Origin of the sequence: Lysinibacillus sp. NPDC097214, assembly GCF_050277945.1 — a bacterium.
In the GTDB taxonomy this organism is placed as follows: domain Bacteria; phylum Bacillota; class Bacilli; order Bacillales_A; family Planococcaceae; genus Lysinibacillus; species Lysinibacillus xylanilyticus_B.
This window is the reverse complement of sequence record NZ_JBNNSS010000004.1, coordinates 124,181-142,045: the sequence shown is the minus strand read 5'-3', so window position 1 is coordinate 142,045 and position 17,865 is coordinate 124,181. Positions and strand designations below refer to the sequence as shown.

Sequence of the window (17,865 nt, the reverse complement as noted above, 5' to 3'; positions counted from 1 at the left end):
CCTCCAATTTGTTAATAGCGATTGTACGCTTTAACGTAATATTTTAATTTTCTATGTTGTATTTCTTTGTCTTCGTCCGGAACACGAATACGATTCATTTGATTAATTACATAGCCATGCTCTGAATCATTGTCACGCAAAAACTTTAATCTACTTTCAACCTCATCAGCGATTGCTTCAGTATCGAGAAATACGTCACCATTTATCATTTTTGTTTTATTCCATATGTCAACATCAAGGAATAACTCATCCTTTAGATAATCCAACTCGTTTTGATTCGTAAAATCTATAATTATGTACGGATACTTAGCACTTTTAGGTGCTTGAACAATGTAGACAGGTGCAATGTCAGCTAACCTATCCTTGATGAAATCATATTTAGATACCATGCTACCCATTTAATCAACCACCCTCGTAAATACTCATAGCTATTTGTTTTATCTTTTGAGTATTCTCTTGGAGTGCAGGTGCTAAAAATGGTTGTGCTTCCATTTTTGAAGTACCTAATTCAACGAATGGTGCATATGGAGCTAATTCTTTATTGCAACCAATATCAACTTTGCTTTCTGGAAGATCAACATGATGTTCGACAGATCTTCGTAAATCACCAGATAAAACTGCAGCACGAACCTTTGCTTCACTATCACCAAACAATCCTATTGCTTCAAGAGTTAATTCTTTTTTATTGATCAATTCAGCAAGAACAGTATCTAAATTACTCTCGATTCTTACTGTAATGCTCATAATGTTTCACCGATATCAAGATTCATCGTATACGTTAACATGTCTGAAGCTGTTGCTATATCGACAATAGTATCTAAGTTCTTCTTGATACGAGCCGTTTTATCATGTGAATTTGTATTAATCAATTCCACTGCAGCAATTTTAGTAGGAATTGTTAATTCGCTACCAAGTACTTGAACACGTAAAATCATGTTAGGATTAGTCTGCACATTGATAAATCCTGTGATTGGTTTACCGTTTAAGTCTGTACCAATTACTACTTCAGTTCTTGTTGTCGTATGCATCCATTTAATTCTTGTACCGTTTGGAATCGGTTTGGAAAAGATTTCTTCACCCTTTTCATTCAAGAGCCGTATCTTATTCCAATTGTCTATCACATACTGGCGAAAATCTATGTATGCCAAATCTTGTAGTTCTGACATTTACTCACCTTCTTATTCTTCCTCAATTTCTTTATCTGGAAGGAATTTTAATTCAACTTCAAGATGATGATTCCTATTCATTGGATTATCTACGAATACAACCTCATAAACACGTTTGTTATTTTGATTGCATGTAACGTAATCACCAATTTGAATATCAACTACACCACAAATTAAAATGTGTGTAGAATCTTCAACCATCTTCATAGTTTTCAAACTAACTCCACCAGACAACAAATCAATTACTCCACTTGTTGGACAAATTTTATTGAACTCATAACGAGGTCTACCACTAACCACCGTTTCTGTAGCACGATAAATTTCTATTAAATCATTCATCTTTAATCACCGTAATGGTATAAAGTTAATGGATTTTCCAGAACTATTACTATCCACTACATAAGGTTCAAGTAATGACAATAAATACTTTGGAATTTCGTCAGAATACGTACTTGATTCTCTCGATAAACTGTAGCTTTTTAGACCTGCATTTAACATGAAATATTCAATGAATTTAGAGACAACAAAAGCTATTCCTTCATCTAAATTGAATAAATCTAACTCTAAACCTGTCTTCTTTTCTACAAATTTAACTGTGGCAGGAATAAGCATATTAATCTGTTCATCTTTCTCGTTGCCTTTTATGTTTAAAAAGGATTTAACGGATTCTTTAGTAAATAAAGTACCTGTCATTACTTATCACTCTTTTCAGCTTTAGATACTTGTTTAGTTGACTTTGGTTTAGTTTCAACCTCTTTCGGCTGTACTACATCTTCAACTTGTTGTACTTGTTGTTCACGTAATTGTCGTTTTCGATGGTAACGCATTAAAACACCTCCAAAATAAAATAAGAGAGAGGTACGAATACCCCTCCCATGGTTATGTATTACTTATTATTTAGTTGTAATTAATTTAACAACTTTAGTATCATCTTTTAGTGCCGCAACATACATCATGTCACCAGTGATAATATCTTCTTTCGTTTCAATATCACGATCAAACTCTACATCAACATCTGTCTTAATGTAAATCTTCAAAGCTCCATTTTTCACTAAGAAATTCGTATATTCATTGCTAACGTCATTAAATGGAACTTCTTGTGAAATCACTACTTTTGCTCCACCTAGTTCACCTAGATACGCTTTTTCGATTGTGCCTTGAACATTATTAATAAAGTCTTTACTTTTAACAACAGTTGGCTTTTGTCGTGGATGGATAAATAAAATCATTTCCTCCATACCCTCGTCTTCAAATTCTGAAGAAGCATCTACAACTGCATCAAAATTAATTGGCGTAGTAGCAGTGAATACTTTAGTAGCCCCATTTAATGCAATTACACAATCTTCATTGACTTTAGCTGAAATAGAATCTCCAATATAAGTAACTGCATCTTCCATTACATTTCCTGCGCCTGCAACTTTTGAACGCTTAGAAATACGGTAGCCATCACCAATATGTTTGATTGAATATTGTTTCTCTGTATCGTGAATTTTATGTAATGTAATAGCATCACCTTCTGCTGTTAGCTCCGTCGCTTTACCATTTGAGTGTCGAGTTGTAATTGTGACAGTATCACCTGCACCACGAGTAAGTGTGTAATCTAAATCTGCATTAGCTTTAAATTGCAATTTTGAATTCACTCGCTCTAAAATAGAATCTCCTAGGACTTCTGGACGGAATAAATCTGTACTACGTGTTAAATTTGGCATAAATTATGCACTCCATTTCTTTTTTTGTTTTTTAGTATTTTTATCTTTAGTGTCTTAAAACCCTAAACAAGACAATATAAAAAGGACATCAGTTAATTAGCGCCCTTTAAAATTAAATTGATTATATAGACTTGGATTCTCGTCATATAATTTTGATTTTTCTTGTAGAGATAATGCATTAAATTCCTCTTTCGACATTGCTCCAACCTTTTCACTACCTTGCTTATGTTGAGTACCTTTACTACGGTATAAATCCCCTGCTTTTTCAGTCACAGCATTATCAATAATTAATTTTAAAGCTGATACATTCTTAGCAATTTCTTCTTCATTTTCACCAGTAATGAACTGCGTAGCTTCTAATGGTAATGACTGTTTAGCCAATTCCGTTTGTGCTACAAATTTTAATTTTTCTTGTTTTAAGGTTTCATTTTCTTGACGAATCTGTTCAATCTCATGCACCTTTCGTTCTTCTTCTGACATCTTCTCAATTTGAATAGTTTCTAGCTCTTTCTCTTTTGCTTTCAACTTTTTATTATATTCTGTGCGTACCTTATCCGTTTCAGACTGAATCATTTTCTGGATTTCTTCCATAGTAGGTACTTTAGCTTCTTGTTCATTTTCTTCATTAGTACCTGTTTCAGTATCAGTAATCGTTTCCGTATTTGTATCATTTGTTTGATTATCTTCTGCAAAGAATTGTAAGTCTAAGTCTAATAAGTTTTTAATAGGTTTATTCATATTAATATAACTCCCTTTATGTTTATTTTTATGTAAATCATTTAGTATTCTTATATGTAAACATATTAATATTACTTAAACGTTTACTATTTAAGTTTTTGTTTCCATTCATTATAGTTTTTGTACTTGGTTATCTCACCTTTATTTTGACTATCCCTTGCTCTACGGACTTCTGGCTCTAATCCTTTAAAGATAGCAATAGTAGTACATCTGCATCCCATATCTTCTTTAGGATCGCCAAACTTCTTTGGTGCTTGTGCTTTACGACCACTTTTTGAAATAAAATAATCATCAATTCCAACAGTTTGACCATCTAAATGTTGATGTGTTTTTCTAGTCTTGCTATCTAAAGTTGAAAGCCATCTTTTATCCATAATGACACCTTTATCTTTAGCATCTTGCATGACCTTTAAATTAGCATCTTCACTCGCTCGATGTGTCTCTTCTTGTACAATTTGTAATGCTTTATTTCTACCAACATTTAAACGTTCTTTTACTGCTCCAATAGTAGCTTTGTAATCGTCACCTTGAATAATGGAAGTCCTCAATGCAGACTTTAACTGTTTAATTAAAACGTTATTATCGTCATTAATAGATTCATTCCATTTATTTGGTAACAAATTATTATAGATAAATGAGTTAACTACTTGAGGTTGTAGCAATGCGTATATACTCATAGCCGTTACTGTCTCAACGGTAAATCCACGATAATAATAAGACTCACTAAATGTATCTACAATTGCCTTTTGAGTAATCGTTTCTTGGCTTTGTGTAAGTACCTTAATACGCTCTACAATTTGATTATCTAATTGTTGTAGGTATCCTAAACTTTCTAAACGCTGTAATTCAAATCCACCATCTTTTCTATGATCCTCATAAAACTTTGCAATTAAAATCCGTAACTCTTCTAACTCATTCAAATACAATTCATCTATCATACGTTCGTTCTTATTCTGAATACCACGTATTAATTTAATAAATGCGTCGTATTGTTTAGCGTTCATCAGCGTTACCCTCATCTAAATTAGCAAGGTTATATAATTCATTTGTTGGTACGTTTGGATTGGTTAATTGAATATAAGACGATTGTTTTTCTTTTTCCCATTCAAGTAATTCGTGTTCGGAATCATCCACAGATGATGCTAAATCGAGAACGGATTTATGAGAACGTGTTTCACGCATTTTACTAGACCAATTTGCTTCGTATTCAAGGTCTGGTGGAAGGTTACGTTTGAACGTAAAGTAAATATCAAGATAATCAATATCAATACCAATCTTCTTCCATCCACTTGTAATGATTTTAAATTGTTCGGTTAATGAACGCTTAAACTTGGATTCAAGCGCAATACACTTATTACTTAGTGCCTGTAACTTATGTTTCAAGGCTACTCCACTAAGGTTATTGAACTTTTCATCATTGAAGTTTACACTCTCCGCAAATTGGAAAATATCTTGTGCGGTGCGGTCTAAATAAGAGTCACTAAATGTCGGGTCTAATTTTTTAATTAAAAAACTGACATCTCCGTCCTTATCCAATTCTACTCCACCTGTCACACGCATTGTATTTACCATTTCTTCAGTTAATCCGTTTGTAGCTTTAAATAGCATTAATGCATTTGTAAAGCCATTCAAATCGTTATTATTGTTAGACACAACTTGATTGTAAGCATCAATTAATGAGAATACTCGTTCTCCATCTGACATTGACTCTTCATTATTCTGGAAATAAACGAATGGACAATAATCAAATACGTGCTGTTGGGGATTTTCGGGGTAGTCTGTATCTAATACAAACCGTTCTTTATTCTTACTCTTTTTCTTTGGATTTTCAGTAAAGTATGTAACTTTGTCATTATCATAAAACTCTATGTATGTAACTAATTCATCATTATCGTTGTAATCCTTATAAAATTGTAAAGCGTACTCCACTTCTTTGTGTTCATTCAAAAGTACCATAGCTACGTCCGTTTTAAGATTTACTCCTCGTGTATACCCTTGTTTATCTGTGTAATATTTACGTACACCATCACCACATACTGATATGATTTTTGTAATCTCGCTATCCAGATCATGCATGTTATTTCGTAGTAAAAATTCAGATACAACTTTACGGTGTCCTTGATAAATAGAATCTTCAGTTTCCGTCAATTGTTCATCATTCATAGCATATGTATTTTTATCAATCGTATAATTGATTGGAATACCATTGAAGAAACCAACCTTATTATTGACAATCAGCGAAAAGAAATCATGTTTAATCTTTTCGTTATTGAGTGCATATTCAGGCATTTCCCTGTCATCAATTGGTGCTTTACCTAAGTAGCGCCCCCATAAGTATTCCACTTTAGAGATTTTATTTGTATGGTCATCTAATAATTCACATAGCATTTCTGAATTAATAGGAATCCCTTTGCGTAGCTTACGTAATATTTTATTTTGTACTAATGTATTAATATTCATCACCCTTTCAAATATGAATATAAAGATTTAACTGCTCTAATTGGTTTACCGCCACTTTCAATTAATTCGACTAAACCAGTCAATGCATCCGGCGCATCATCATGCTTATTATTTTTAAAAATACGTTGAAATGAAATCAACGCTAAATAAAACTTATTCCATCGGTCATTCCAATTTGAAGGGAAGTACACTAATCGCTCTACAGTCGATGACATAGATAAGATGCGTGATTCCTTATTTTTAGATTGATGAAACGTTTTAATAGTCGTTAAATGGTTATTGAATTGGGAACGCAAAATCTTTTCAACATTACGAGCAATAACTGAACCTGCTGCGTTACCTTCAAAAGTAACCTCATTCACTTCATTTTTATGTATAATTTCAGCCAGCTTATACTCTGTCTTGTCCGATGATTCTTGAGAATAGAGAACATCGAGTATGTATAATTCATTATTGAATACTCCACTGATTACGCAACAAGTCCAGTCTTTACCTTTATCCGCATAGTCAACGAATCCAATTACTTTAGTGAATACAGGCCTATCATGTTCATTAACAGGAATCTTCTTATACGTTTTAAAATGCGTGTAAAGTCTCCCCGTCAATTTGATTGGCTCTTGTTGGTAGTTACTCATGAAAATTTCTGGTGACATTGTTCTTTTACGCTTTTGATACATCTTAATATCAAATATTTCATCGCATAACATTTCTCCAGTTTGTTCATTTAAGCACGCTGCTAATTTTAATTCGTACCAATCAGAACTCTCACGTTCAAGTAATCGACCTGTTAAATCATTAGTACTCCACCTAGTCATAATTAAAATAGTTTTACCACCTTTTTCTATTCGAGAAGCAAAGGTGTTATCGTACCAGTTCAATATCTTTTCTAATGCATCTTCATTAAAGGCTTCTGAATCATCCTTTGTTGGATCATCAATTACTCCTACAGTTGCACCCATACCAGTAATTGCAGAACCAATAGAAGTTGCATAATAATTTGGTCTTTCGCTACCTTCTAACGACCATTTTCTTTTAGATGAATCTCCATACTTTAATTTAGTATCTGGAAATATATCTGCATATGTAATATTAAGATCATCGCTCGCTTCAACATCAATTCCATCTCGTACTTGTTGTGCGAATAAATCAGCTAAATCTCGTGAATATGATACGGTTATAATCTGTCGCTTATTATTCTTACCTAGTAGCCACATTTCAAGGTTTTTAATTGTGAATGACTTACCGTGTCGAGGAGGAACATTGAGTGTTAAGTTTTGATAAGGTTCATTAGTTGTAGGATTAATAAGCTTATCTTCTATGAAGTCCTGTAAAGTGTTACAGATGGTTTTCAAGAAGGTACGATTTGGCTTATAAAAACTAGGATATAAAACTTTGCAGAACTCATAAAAATCATTCTGTGCATCTTCAATTATTTTTTCTCGCTTTAATAGCAAATACATATTTAACTCTTCTTCAGTTAAATGGTCTAAATTCATTAGCATACTCCTTTATAGTCCTTTCAGCAGCACCCTAATTAATAGTTTGTTGTTGGTAGTCCTACTTTATTGCAAAATAAAAAGTCATGCGATAGGCACGACTTCAAAAATTATAGATATTGATCTACATCATTAGCGTATACATCGATGTAGTGTTTTGTAATTGTCTCTTTACTTGAATGACCTGTTTGCTTTGCTATTACAGGAATATCAGCACCATTTTTATACATGTTTGTAATTTGCGTTTTACGTAACGAATAAGGAGCTAAACCGTTTAACCATCGTTTAACATGCTTATTATAAACATTCGCATCTAATTCAGCACTTGAATAATTACCATGCTTATCTGCTTTGCCTACAAAATAATCATCTGAATTCAAATCAAACGTTTTAATATACTTTTTAACTGCATTTACACATTCAATTGTTAATCGTTTCTTATGTGGTACTCCTTGCTTATGAAGGGAAATCAATACTTCATTATTATCTAAATTGAAATCAGATACCTTCATAGTTACCATTTCACTAGGACGGTTAGCAGTAATAAGATTAACAAGTAGTATGGCACGTTTACGAATATCGCTCTTTTCTTTCGTATCGTATTTATCAATCATGCCTAATACTTCATCTTTATTTTCGGCTTTAGTCTTAGCTTGAACACTTGCCAACTTCATGTATTCACCAGTCTTATATAACGCTCTCATTGCTTTTGTATTCGTAGTTTGTTTATCTGTCTGTTTTAAATCGTACTGATATTCAAGGTAGAATTTTAATGCTGCATGTTTACGGTTAAAAGTATTCAGCTTAACCCTCTTCACTTGCACCTGTTCAAGTAAATACTTTTCAACAGTTTCAAATGAATCCAATGGATAAGATGAAGCCTTTGCCCATTTTACATATAGATTAAATTCACCTTTATAATCCTGTAACTTTTTTAAATTAGCTTGCTCAACTATTTCATTCATTTGTTTTTCATGGATCGCTTTATTTAATGGTACAACATTAGTCATATAGATAACCTCCCAATGGAAATACTTGTTAGATTAACTATACACTTTCAAGTACCAAAAAGCAATTATTTTATGTACTTGAAAAATTACATTCTCATATACCTAAAAGGTAGTTTTTTGGTACTTGAGATATTAATGTTCAATTCTATTGTTTTCAAATTTATGTAGCAACTCCATTTTTTCTTCAGTAGTCATTTCAGATAATCGCTTTAAATTATCATCAGTATTAACGACAACTTCAGATTTTTCTGGAGCATTCCAACCGTTCATCTGATTGAGCATTTTCATTGCTTCTAATTGTTGACCAATCGGAAATTCAGAAACAGTAATAATATGTTCTAACTTTCTAACTACATCAGCACGATCAAGCGAACAATAGATACTATTTAATTGATTACAAAGGTTTATGTATTTTTGAATATAAGCCTTCTTTAATAGCCGACTCGCTTGGGTTGTATAACTAGCATCACTTGAGCAATTGTATCCTGCCTCTTTGTACGCTTGGGACGCGTTACCCCCGTTATTTAAATAGGCATCACAAAAACGAAGCTGCTTAAAATTTAATTCGCTCCTTACCTTTGCAATCTCATTTTGTAACTCTTTTTCTTCCATTATGTATCACCGCCTAAACACTTTCTTATCATCTTACTTTTCTGTATTTACTTCACTAATAACCTGTACAATTCCGTATTTATCTACTGTATACTTCATGTCCTCACTCCTTTTACGCATAATAAAAAGGCATTGCACAAAGCAACACCTTTCGTATGTATTATTTGTTTAATTCCCTTTCACAAAATATATAGGATACTCCTGTCCTTTTACTAACTCATATCCCAAACTTAAAATCATGTTAAATTCATCTTTTGTATCTACATTTATCGTATATTCTTTATCAAGATAGAGTGTAGCATTGTTAGGTATGTACAAAACGCCATAATCCTTTGTCTTAATCGTAAATGAATTGTATCCAATATCGCTATTTTCCACATGCTTTATGAATCCTTCATCACTTTCATCTACATTTACACTTTTTTCAATTAAACGATTAATAACGGACTTATATATTTCATTTCCGATATTATCCTTTAAATAATCAATAGAGAATTTCAAAGAATCAAATTCTTCATTTTGTAACGCTTCCTCTACCACTACACAACCATATTCAGCTTTATATCTTAAATTATCTGGGTATACATACGGCATCACCTTTACAAATTTAGATAAACGTATTAACCATGTATCTTCAATATTAATCTTTAATGGAAACATCATTAAACTCTCCTTCAATAAACATCTTTAATAGCGAACTTCCTGTTGTTACTAACTCATGTAAATCAATAAATGTAGTTCCAAACAGTAGTAATCCAGTTTCAATTAATGTTTCTTCATCTTCTATTTCTTTTAATTCATACAATACCGTATGGAAATTCTTATCTTTGTAACCTTCTATGTCTAATTTTCTAATGTCATATTCTTTTGCTAAATCCGCAATATGTTCAATAAGGATTAGACTGTTTTTATTCAGACTCATACTATGCTCTCTCCCTCATCACTTTAATCATTTCTAAAAAGCTACATCCTGATTCTTTATAATAGCTGCTATATTCCATCAAATTGTCAAGTAGCTTACCTTTACGATTTAATCCAACTTCAGATGCTTTATTTAATCCTTCAAATACTTCTGTTTCTTCAATATCAAATACACTAACAATATGATCTACAACTTGAGTAACAGTATATTTCATTTAATAATCCGCCTTCTCAAATTTGATTTCATCATCTGCTATCAATACTTCATATTCGTTATATTTACACCCTTCATCCACTACATCAAATAATGGAGAAATAGCGATATATTCAAATTGGTTACTGTAGTAATGATGTGTACATTCCACCACGATTACTTGGCTTAGTATGCGATTCACAATATCGTAATTATCGAATAGTAATTCACTTGAAATATAAAATCTCCCGAAACGTTTATTTATGTTTTTATCAATTTCCATCTTATTTTCCCCTTCGAATATAAAAAGAACCACACCTATTTCAGATGCAGTTCCTTAAATATTTATTGTTTATTCTTATTTTTTAACTCAAGATATGTATTGATTCCATCAGCAATTTGTTTTAGGTATTCGTCATCGAACCAATCCATGTGAACGACTTGATCGCCTTTTGATGAACTACTGTAATCAAACAAAAAGAAGTCTGTAACATCTGGCGTAACTGAAACTAAATGTAGTTGTGTATCATCCATATCAATATTTACCATAATTTCTTTCTCATCTTTTTTAACTTTTAACATCTTCCATTCTCCTTTTAAACTAAATTTATGTATTTATTAGATTAATATTTTTAAATCATGTTTGAACATACTTATCAAACAACTCAACGACTTCATTAACAACCTTATGTTCAATTGAGTCTGGTTCATAATACACACAAGCTAATAAGTCGTGTAATTCTAATTCAAATTTCCTTACATCTTCTATGAAATCATTGTATTCTGCTTCCAGTACATCATAATCCTTACTTTCACCATCTGTAAATTGTTCAAATTCATCACCAAACATTGAGACACAATATTCCTTTAAAGCTTCTGTCTTCAATTGTGATTGCATGTCGTATAAGTGGTTAATCATTTGAGTGAATGACATCAATGAGCAAATTTCCTTCTCGGAATAATTATCACAACATACACCTATGTTGTCTAAATACACTGTTTTAAAATCCTTAATGTCATACGATTTACAATGTAGTTCTAAAATTTTATTTAAATACTCATCCAATTTTTCAATAAGTAATTTGTATTCACCTTTATATTGATCCATGAAAGCTGAGTGTTCATCTGCTGAACTAACAAACTTCCATAAGTAATCTGAAGCTTCATTATATTGATCTGTTATTGTTTTAGTTGTCATAGTTATTTTCCCCTATTCTCTATATAAATTTCCTGATCGTATTTTAAACCTTAGTCTTTTTAAAAATACCGTAGCGTGGAATCCACTTGCCAATACCTTTAACACCTTCAATCTTTATATGAGTCTCTTCTTTAGGAAGCTCAATTGAATTAAAAAATTCTCGAATCTCAGAAAATTCTTCATAGGATAACTCCATTTTCATATCTTTAATTTTTACTGTTTTATTATTCTTATTAACATACACACTATACTTTTTATTAATAATGCATTTCCCCATTCACTTAAAATTTTAGTATTACATTTATGTTTACATATACGTTTACTTAAACATTTTAGTTTAAACTGTCATTATCCCTATTAATAAAGCATGATATTGCTTGGTATTCTAAATAGTCTTCAATTTTAGTAAAACCCATACTTTTACATTCCATATTAAATAATACTATGTCTTTTTCATACTCTTCTTCTATCGCTTCATACTGGTAAAGGTCAATCAATGCACGACCAACTTGAACCTTTTGAATACCTGTATGAAATACACCGAATTTCAAAGAAATAGATTTACTACTTTCAATGCGTTCTAATAGCTCAGTTGTTGTTAATTTAGTCATAATAATTCTCCTCATTTAACTCTCTCTCAAGATAATCAACTAAATTACCATCTCGCCATTTTAAATCATCCAATGAATGTGCAATTTCATCATTCATTGCTCGTATTGCGATATTTGTAACAACATAATTGGAATCAATATGCTTATCAATTTCTACAGACACGACTCTATTATTCTCTTTATTATTACAAGCGAAATTCTCTAATTTATGTATAATATTTTCTTCACCTTTCATAAGTGCTACTCACTTTCTCTGTATAATTTACCCTATATTAATCCCTTTTCTTTGTTCATAATCACTTCTCATTATTGAATTCTTCAACAACCAATAACTTATTTACTTCTGGCTTCTTCATACCGTAATACTTTGATATTTCATTTACTAATGCAGTTTTAACTTCTTTAATATCTAAGTACTCCGACTTAACTCCTGCATACAATGGATCACCATTCAATTCATCTAAGCTATCAAATGTGTCCTTCAACATTTCCATATAGTTACTTACGTATCTTTCTAACATCAATAGACCCCTTCCCAATTAAAATTGATGTTTGCATCTTTAATTACAATGCTTTTTATCTTCTCACCGAATGTAGATGCAGTAATAATGTAATTTGAAACAATATCCTCTATTGCAGAGTTATTTACGATGATCCTGCAAGGTTTATCAACGTAAAGGCTACACTTTTCAAATCCCTCATTACTGTCGCTTAAGACGGCTTCTACAAATCCATTTTTACTATTCTCACACTTATCGTTCCAAACATATTTCATTTAATCATCCCTCTTAACTTTCACATCAAACTTTACGATATCTGGCTTTACATGTGACAAAAAGTTATACAAAGAATGATCATTATTTAAGAATACGTCTGTCAGACCTGTTGCTAATCGAGTAACAATTTCTTCTTCCATTAATTTATCTTTGTCTTCTTGCTCTCCACCTTGAAGCTGTGTACGTTTATAGATTTCAGATACATTGATATCCCACTCTTTAAAGATGCCATGCGTTATTTCGTGGAGGATTACACCTAGTCGTACAGCACTACTGTTATTACGATTTAATTCAATACTCTTCCATTGCTTATCGATATTTCCGAGCGTGTTTTCATCTAAATCTCTATAATGCATTTGATAGCTATTTAATCCGATATTTATTTTACTGATTCTAGCTTCTTCAGATCCACCGAAAAATTCTTTATCGATGCCATTTTTAACAAAGATAGGAAGGATAGAGTATCCATCAAACTTGTGTACGTATTTCGGTATATGACAATATGCAGTTTCATACATAAGAATGTCGTGAATCACTCTACTAAGATCCATAACAAGTAAACTAATATGCTCCATGCTTGATGGCTTTATATTTAATTTAGCTTTATTTGAATCTAACTCATAATCTGTACCATCACTTTCGATTTCATATTCTATACCTAAAAATTTAAATTTCTTATTTTCGAATATTGATTCAAACGATTCATTTTCTTTGAAAAACTTCAAATATCCAATTTTAAGCTGTTTAATCCAATGTAATAGAGCCATTCCTTTAGCTTCTTTACGCTTTTTACTTCGGTCATTATCATCTTCATACATGATATTTTCCTCAATAATGATTGAAACAATTTCATTTTTAAAAAACTCAATGTTGGTATATTGGTTTTGACTCCAATTTAAAGGAATTACCTTGTTATCCATTTTAATTTCTTTTAAATCTTCCAGTTTAATCATTTCTATTCCCCTTGCTAAAATTATTTTTGTGTGTTATGATATTAATGGGTAAACACGGTTTTAACGTGTTGTGTACCTATTTCTAAATTTAATTTGCATTCCCTCATATCCTTCAACGTCATCTAACTTACCACTTCCTGCAAAATTAACGTTCCCAATTCCACCTACATGTTGTTGATTGAATAGAGCAATTACTCTATCCACTACTTTCGCTAGAGTAAATCCTGTATTTTGGAAGTCCTCATGTACATACGCATCAATATTAACTAATTGTAAGAAACTATAAGGGTCAATAGCATTATTAGTACCACTTGTTGCATTCTCAAAATTATCTAAGTAAAAATACAGAACACATTGAGGATCATCTGCTGTTAAATCTTTCTCATTCCGTTTACGCATCTTAACAACTTGATTAATAATATCGAACGATGTTACATTTTCACCATTTATACCGTTATTGTATATTTGGTTATTTAAGCCACCAATAATATTTGGGCGATCTGAAGTTACCAAGGTTACATCATCATCTTTATGTTTAGCTGCATAAAATAAATACCTCATTAATTTCTCATCCGTTATCGCATGTTTATACATCGCATCAAAAATTTTATACACACTCATTTCCTTCACCATATCCTTCTATGTAATTTTTTAAGTTATTTTCATTCTCGATGTTCATATTTGCTTTTCCGCTGAAGAACTGACTTAAAAGTGATGCAGAAATACCGATTTCCGCAGCAATAGTGCGAGCCTTCAATTTCTTTTTTCTCATAGCAAGATATAACTCGTTTCTACTATCAATTGACACTGTAATCATCTCCTTTTTTGTATTATGTATTTTTTGCATTAAAAATTTATTAATTGAATTTATTCAATGAAAGAAAGTGGGACTTATCGCTAAATCCCAAAGAGGAGAAATTAAATAATAAGAGGTAAACTATACACAAAAAGCATATAGCAACAAAAGCATTTAAAAATAAATGGTTGGAAAATAAGAAATTAAAAGTTTTAGAATTATGTTAGCAAAGGAGTGAATAAATTCATTTCCTCTACTATAAGTCAAGAATAACAAAACCCCCAAACCATTGATACATAAGGGTTTGAGGGTTATTTTTCAAAAAACCTGTTAAATTTTCGCTTTTTTTACAAAAAAACCTTGCAAAATTCATCTCTATGTGTGTATAATAAAAGATTTACCATTTTAGAAGATTTCTCTGTTTTCTTATTATTGTACATATCGTCAATTAGTACATAAATAGTCTCGGCATTGATCTTTAGCTTGGATAGTTTCTTTTTGAATTTAGCAGTCGCTTTACTGGCGTTACTCATCAATTCGTCCTTTTCTAAGTTTTTAAGGTTCAATTCAATGAAATAAGAATCAACCTCTTTAGCTAATGCCTTTAACTCTGGTAACTGATTTCGATTAGCTTCACTACGTTTAATCTCTGGATTCATTATTTTTTTGAGTTCTATTGTACGTGTTGAAGTTGTTGATTTAGTATCATCAATGATTTTTTGTAGATAATCCATAGGTGTATTAAAATAATCGTATACAACCTTTACTTTACGATTTCTTTTTGATTTCCTTTCTTTTGTTATTTTCTTCGCTTCAACATATTCAAAGAATTTTGGCTTAGTAATTGATATAACTTGTCTCAATTTTGATTTAGTTGATATTTTTCCAATATACTTAATATGAATAACATTTTTATTTAGCTTGAATTTCTTTAATTCTTGTATGTATTTATTTAACTCATTTCGAATAGAACTAATTTCAGATTGAATTTTAACATCAAATTCTTTTTTTGCCATATCGATTACGCAAGTCTGCAGGCTACAAATTTTATCAACCTGCGCTAGAACTTTATTAGCTTTTTTTACTTTACCTTCAATTTTTAAATGTTGATGAATTGAAAAAGCTAATTGTCCCAAATTTGCAACTTCTCCTATTAAGCGTCCACTTATACTAATCTTTTCATCAGCACGTGCCATAGCTTTCGGTGAATATGTATAACTATTAGCTTGCTTTTGAGTAATTCCACTTACTACAGTAGAATACATTCCTTCAGAATCATTTGTTAATTGTAATAATGCTTTATTGTTAGAAATCAACAAGCTGTCGCTGTCAAAATCCGCACCTCCACATTGCTCTTGAAGAGTTGTCCCAATAGCATTAACTATAATCAGGTTTTTCGAAATATTTTCCATATACTTGTAAATTAAATTGTTATATGTATTAGTGCAGCTATAAATACTTGATGTCGATGTATGAGGATTACGGAAAGCTGAAATCTCATCTCCAAAAGGAAATAACTTCGTGTACACTCGGTCGCCCTTTAATGCAATAGCTTCTACATTTTTATTATCAAACTGACCTATTGACCATTTCGCTAATTCCATTGGGTTTGAACACATAATACTATAATCTGCCCCACTGATATGAATTGAACCACGTTTAATCTTCTTTTTATAGCTATTAAGCGTTGTGTATTTGAAATCTTTAAACATGTTGGTGTTCTGAAACTCTTCGTTATGTCTATATAACTCAACATATAAGTTATTTGAATTATTATCATTACTTGTTCTTTCTAAATAGGCAATAAATGCTTCATTGTCAGTATTTAATTTAGCAATATAATCTACTTCTTCCTGCGCTAGTTCCTTCATTCCATTTTCATCTGCAATAAGAGTGTTGACAATTTGATAAGATAAACGATGAACAGAGTCCTCAAAATCATTATCGAAAGTGTGAATTGATTCTTTTTCATATTTACATACTCCAAAGATTTTACTTGCTTTTTTCTTCCAGATATTATAGATAGCCTTTTCAGCTTTTTTCTGTTCTTTTAATGGTAATTTTTTAAATCCTGTATATGACTTATTCTCAGTCATCAAATATGCAAACTTAATAAATTTACAACTGTTCGGAGTCGTTATTATTCTAACATCTTTCGCAAGAATTGACTTTCCGTACATGTCCTTTACTTTCCATTTTTCAAATTCGATACCTTCTGGACAGTTATCACGCATGAATTGTTGAATATCAAAACTAAATCCCGCACTCTTAAACATGTGATTCCGTAATAACATGAATGAGTAATCCTTACCTTCAAAGAACGTTTTATAATCCATTAGTGATTCGCCATCAAAAATATCATTTGTAATTGTAAATGTGTCTTTTTCTTTTGGTTTCTCAATATCAACTTTAAGTTTCCCATCTGCCCCTTTACGGATTACTTTTATAGGATTTTTGATTTCAAAAGTAGATTGTAAATCTTCAACTAATAAAATACTATTAACATCAATATTGACTGTTGACTGTATACCGCTAGAAATAAGGCTTTCATAAGCACGTAATGAAACTAAATCTAAAGGTGCATCTTCTTCAAATTCAAATCCTAAACGAGTCCATTTTTGGATTGGTTCAAGTAAAGTCTCTTTGATGAAAAGCACCTCGCCTTTGCGACTCTTAGATGATGATCTAGCAAACTGCACAAACTCTATACCATCTAATTTAAATCCTTCTTCATATAAGTATGTACGCAATGCACCAGTGGACATCTCTTTCCATTCTTCGTTATCGGTAGGTACTCCGTTAATCTCTGCCAAACGTTCTTCTTTTCGTTCTAAGATAGAAAGTAGCCTTTTTAATAATTTCACTTCTTCATCATCAAGTTTTTCTTTAATTTTTAATTTAGTGATACTTTTTTTGAGATTTTCAATATCTTTTTTAAACTTTTCCTTCGTATCTTCTAAACTTAATGATTTATTATCAAATTTAACATTTATTATATCATCACTTAAATATTTGTAATTAATTGGATTCTTCTTTGTACCTTCTAAGATAACAGTACGCTTTTTAAACTCACGTATAGTATCTAACTTCATGGATAGTAAGGAGTAAGGCATCATACCAGTGTAATCAGCTTTTACATACTCCCCTCTCTCGGAATGTTCAAATGCTTTTGAAGCTTGAATAGTGCGAATGTGAATACCTTTATTTTCTGTTTGTTCCATGTAAT

28 protein-coding genes are annotated in these 17,865 nt (G+C 31.4%); all 28 read right to left on the bottom strand.

The genetic code is table 11. The features are described 5' to 3' along the window. Positions 1-11: 11 nt before the first annotated feature. The 28 genes from ACQKMI_RS10715 to ACQKMI_RS10580 all read right to left on the bottom strand — a co-directional run bounded on the left by ACQKMI_RS10715 (position 12) and on the right by ACQKMI_RS10580 (position 17,860). Entirely contained in the window at positions 12-398 is a 387-nt protein-coding gene (locus ACQKMI_RS10715; protein WP_427488707.1) for a hypothetical protein, read from the bottom strand. Positions 399-402: 4 nt separating this feature from the next. Then, positions 403-744, bottom strand: a complete 342-nt coding sequence (locus tag ACQKMI_RS10710; RefSeq protein ID WP_427488705.1) for an HK97-gp10 family putative phage morphogenesis protein — start codon at positions 742-744, stop codon at positions 403-405. Then, complete coding sequence (locus tag ACQKMI_RS10705; RefSeq protein WP_427488703.1) at positions 741-1,166, bottom strand: hypothetical protein; 426 nt, start codon at positions 1,164-1,166, stop codon at positions 741-743. The genes ACQKMI_RS10710 and ACQKMI_RS10705 overlap by 4 nt, the downstream gene beginning before the upstream one ends. 12 nt (positions 1,167-1,178) lie before the next feature. Next, complete coding sequence (locus ACQKMI_RS10700) at positions 1,179-1,505, bottom strand: hypothetical protein (protein WP_427488702.1); 327 nt, start codon at positions 1,503-1,505, stop codon at positions 1,179-1,181. 6 nt (positions 1,506-1,511) lie between these two features. Continuing rightward, entirely contained in the window at positions 1,512-1,859 is a 348-nt protein-coding gene (locus ACQKMI_RS10695) for a phage head-tail connector protein (protein ID WP_427488700.1), read from the bottom strand. After that, entirely contained in the window at positions 1,859-1,993 is a 135-nt protein-coding gene (locus ACQKMI_RS10690; RefSeq protein ID WP_427488698.1) for a hypothetical protein, read from the bottom strand. Before ACQKMI_RS10690 ends, ACQKMI_RS10695 begins: the two co-directional genes overlap by 1 nt. Positions 1,994-2,059: 66 nt before the next feature. Then, the gene (locus tag ACQKMI_RS10685; RefSeq protein WP_427488696.1) at positions 2,060-2,875 is read right to left on the bottom strand and encodes a N4-gp56 family major capsid protein; all 816 of its coding nucleotides are present in this window, start codon (positions 2,873-2,875) and stop codon (positions 2,060-2,062) included. Between the two features lie 96 nt (positions 2,876-2,971). Then, the gene (locus tag ACQKMI_RS10680) at positions 2,972-3,613 is read right to left on the bottom strand and encodes a capsid assembly scaffolding protein Gp46 family protein (RefSeq protein ID WP_427488694.1); all 642 of its coding nucleotides are present in this window, start codon (positions 3,611-3,613) and stop codon (positions 2,972-2,974) included. Positions 3,614-3,699: 86 nt separating this feature from the next. Beyond that, entirely contained in the window at positions 3,700-4,617 is a 918-nt protein-coding gene (locus ACQKMI_RS10675) for a phage minor head protein (RefSeq protein WP_427488692.1), read from the bottom strand. Continuing rightward, positions 4,607-6,073: a phage portal protein gene (locus tag ACQKMI_RS10670; RefSeq protein ID WP_427488690.1), complete on the bottom strand. Its 1,467-nt coding sequence runs from the start codon at positions 6,071-6,073 to the stop codon at positions 4,607-4,609. The genes ACQKMI_RS10675 and ACQKMI_RS10670 overlap by 11 nt, the downstream gene beginning before the upstream one ends. Beyond that, entirely contained in the window at positions 6,073-7,569 is a 1,497-nt protein-coding gene (terL, locus tag ACQKMI_RS10665; RefSeq protein WP_427488688.1) for a phage terminase large subunit, read from the bottom strand. Before terL ends, ACQKMI_RS10670 begins: the two co-directional genes overlap by 1 nt. 110 nt (positions 7,570-7,679) lie before the next feature. Then, the gene (locus ACQKMI_RS10660; protein ID WP_427488686.1) at positions 7,680-8,579 is read right to left on the bottom strand and encodes a tyrosine-type recombinase/integrase; all 900 of its coding nucleotides are present in this window, start codon (positions 8,577-8,579) and stop codon (positions 7,680-7,682) included. A gap of 132 nt (positions 8,580-8,711) precedes the next feature. Further along, entirely contained in the window at positions 8,712-9,191 is a 480-nt protein-coding gene (locus ACQKMI_RS10655) for a terminase small subunit (protein WP_427488684.1), read from the bottom strand. A 168-nt stretch (positions 9,192-9,359) separates the two neighbouring features. Further along, on the bottom strand, positions 9,360-9,851 hold the full coding sequence (locus tag ACQKMI_RS10650; RefSeq protein ID WP_427488682.1) for a hypothetical protein: 492 nt from the start codon (positions 9,849-9,851) through the stop codon (positions 9,360-9,362). Continuing rightward, a complete protein-coding gene (locus ACQKMI_RS10645; protein ID WP_427488680.1) occupies positions 9,832-10,113 on the bottom strand; it encodes a hypothetical protein in 282 nt (93 codons plus the stop codon). The genes ACQKMI_RS10650 and ACQKMI_RS10645 overlap by 20 nt, the downstream gene beginning before the upstream one ends. A 1-nt stretch (position 10,114) precedes the next feature. Continuing rightward, a complete protein-coding gene (locus ACQKMI_RS10640; RefSeq protein WP_427488678.1) occupies positions 10,115-10,327 on the bottom strand; it encodes a hypothetical protein in 213 nt (70 codons plus the stop codon). Then, the gene (locus ACQKMI_RS10635) at positions 10,328-10,621 is read right to left on the bottom strand and encodes a hypothetical protein (protein ID WP_427488676.1); all 294 of its coding nucleotides are present in this window, start codon (positions 10,619-10,621) and stop codon (positions 10,328-10,330) included. A 29-nt stretch (positions 10,622-10,650) separates the two neighbouring features. Then, positions 10,651-10,887, bottom strand: coding sequence for a hypothetical protein (locus ACQKMI_RS10630; protein ID WP_427488674.1), 237 nt, complete (start codon positions 10,885-10,887; stop codon positions 10,651-10,653). Positions 10,888-10,942: 55 nt separating this feature from the next. Further along, positions 10,943-11,503, bottom strand: a complete 561-nt coding sequence (locus ACQKMI_RS10625; protein WP_427488672.1) for a hypothetical protein — start codon at positions 11,501-11,503, stop codon at positions 10,943-10,945. Positions 11,504-11,546: 43 nt separating this feature from the next. Continuing rightward, positions 11,547-11,780, bottom strand: coding sequence for a hypothetical protein (locus tag ACQKMI_RS10620; protein ID WP_427488670.1), 234 nt, complete (start codon positions 11,778-11,780; stop codon positions 11,547-11,549). Positions 11,781-11,835: 55 nt separating this feature from the next. After that, positions 11,836-12,114 (bottom strand): hypothetical protein, encoded by a 279-nt coding sequence (locus tag ACQKMI_RS10615; RefSeq protein ID WP_427488668.1) that lies wholly within the window; start codon positions 12,112-12,114, stop codon positions 11,836-11,838. Next, positions 12,107-12,277 carry a hypothetical protein gene (locus tag ACQKMI_RS10610; RefSeq protein ID WP_427488666.1) on the bottom strand — a complete coding sequence of 57 codons (171 nt, stop codon included), beginning with the start codon at positions 12,275-12,277 and terminating at the stop codon, positions 12,107-12,109. Before ACQKMI_RS10610 ends, ACQKMI_RS10615 begins: the two co-directional genes overlap by 8 nt. A gap of 133 nt (positions 12,278-12,410) precedes the next feature. Further along, on the bottom strand, positions 12,411-12,635 hold the full coding sequence (locus tag ACQKMI_RS10605; protein WP_427488665.1) for a hypothetical protein: 225 nt from the start codon (positions 12,633-12,635) through the stop codon (positions 12,411-12,413). Further along, positions 12,635-12,889, bottom strand: a complete 255-nt coding sequence (locus tag ACQKMI_RS10600) for a hypothetical protein (protein ID WP_427488663.1) — start codon at positions 12,887-12,889, stop codon at positions 12,635-12,637. Before ACQKMI_RS10600 ends, ACQKMI_RS10605 begins: the two co-directional genes overlap by 1 nt. Then, positions 12,890-13,843, bottom strand: coding sequence for a hypothetical protein (locus ACQKMI_RS10595; RefSeq protein WP_427488661.1), 954 nt, complete (start codon positions 13,841-13,843; stop codon positions 12,890-12,892). Positions 13,844-13,903: 60 nt separating this feature from the next. After that, positions 13,904-14,473: a hypothetical protein gene (locus ACQKMI_RS10590; protein WP_427488659.1), complete on the bottom strand. Its 570-nt coding sequence runs from the start codon at positions 14,471-14,473 to the stop codon at positions 13,904-13,906. Beyond that, complete coding sequence (locus tag ACQKMI_RS10585) at positions 14,451-14,651, bottom strand: helix-turn-helix domain-containing protein (protein WP_427488657.1); 201 nt, start codon at positions 14,649-14,651, stop codon at positions 14,451-14,453. Before ACQKMI_RS10585 ends, ACQKMI_RS10590 begins: the two co-directional genes overlap by 23 nt. 335 nt (positions 14,652-14,986) lie before the next feature. Then, positions 14,987-17,860 carry a hypothetical protein gene (locus tag ACQKMI_RS10580; RefSeq protein ID WP_427488655.1) on the bottom strand — a complete coding sequence of 958 codons (2,874 nt, stop codon included), beginning with the start codon at positions 17,858-17,860 and terminating at the stop codon, positions 14,987-14,989. Between the last annotated feature and the right edge of the window lie 5 nt (positions 17,861-17,865).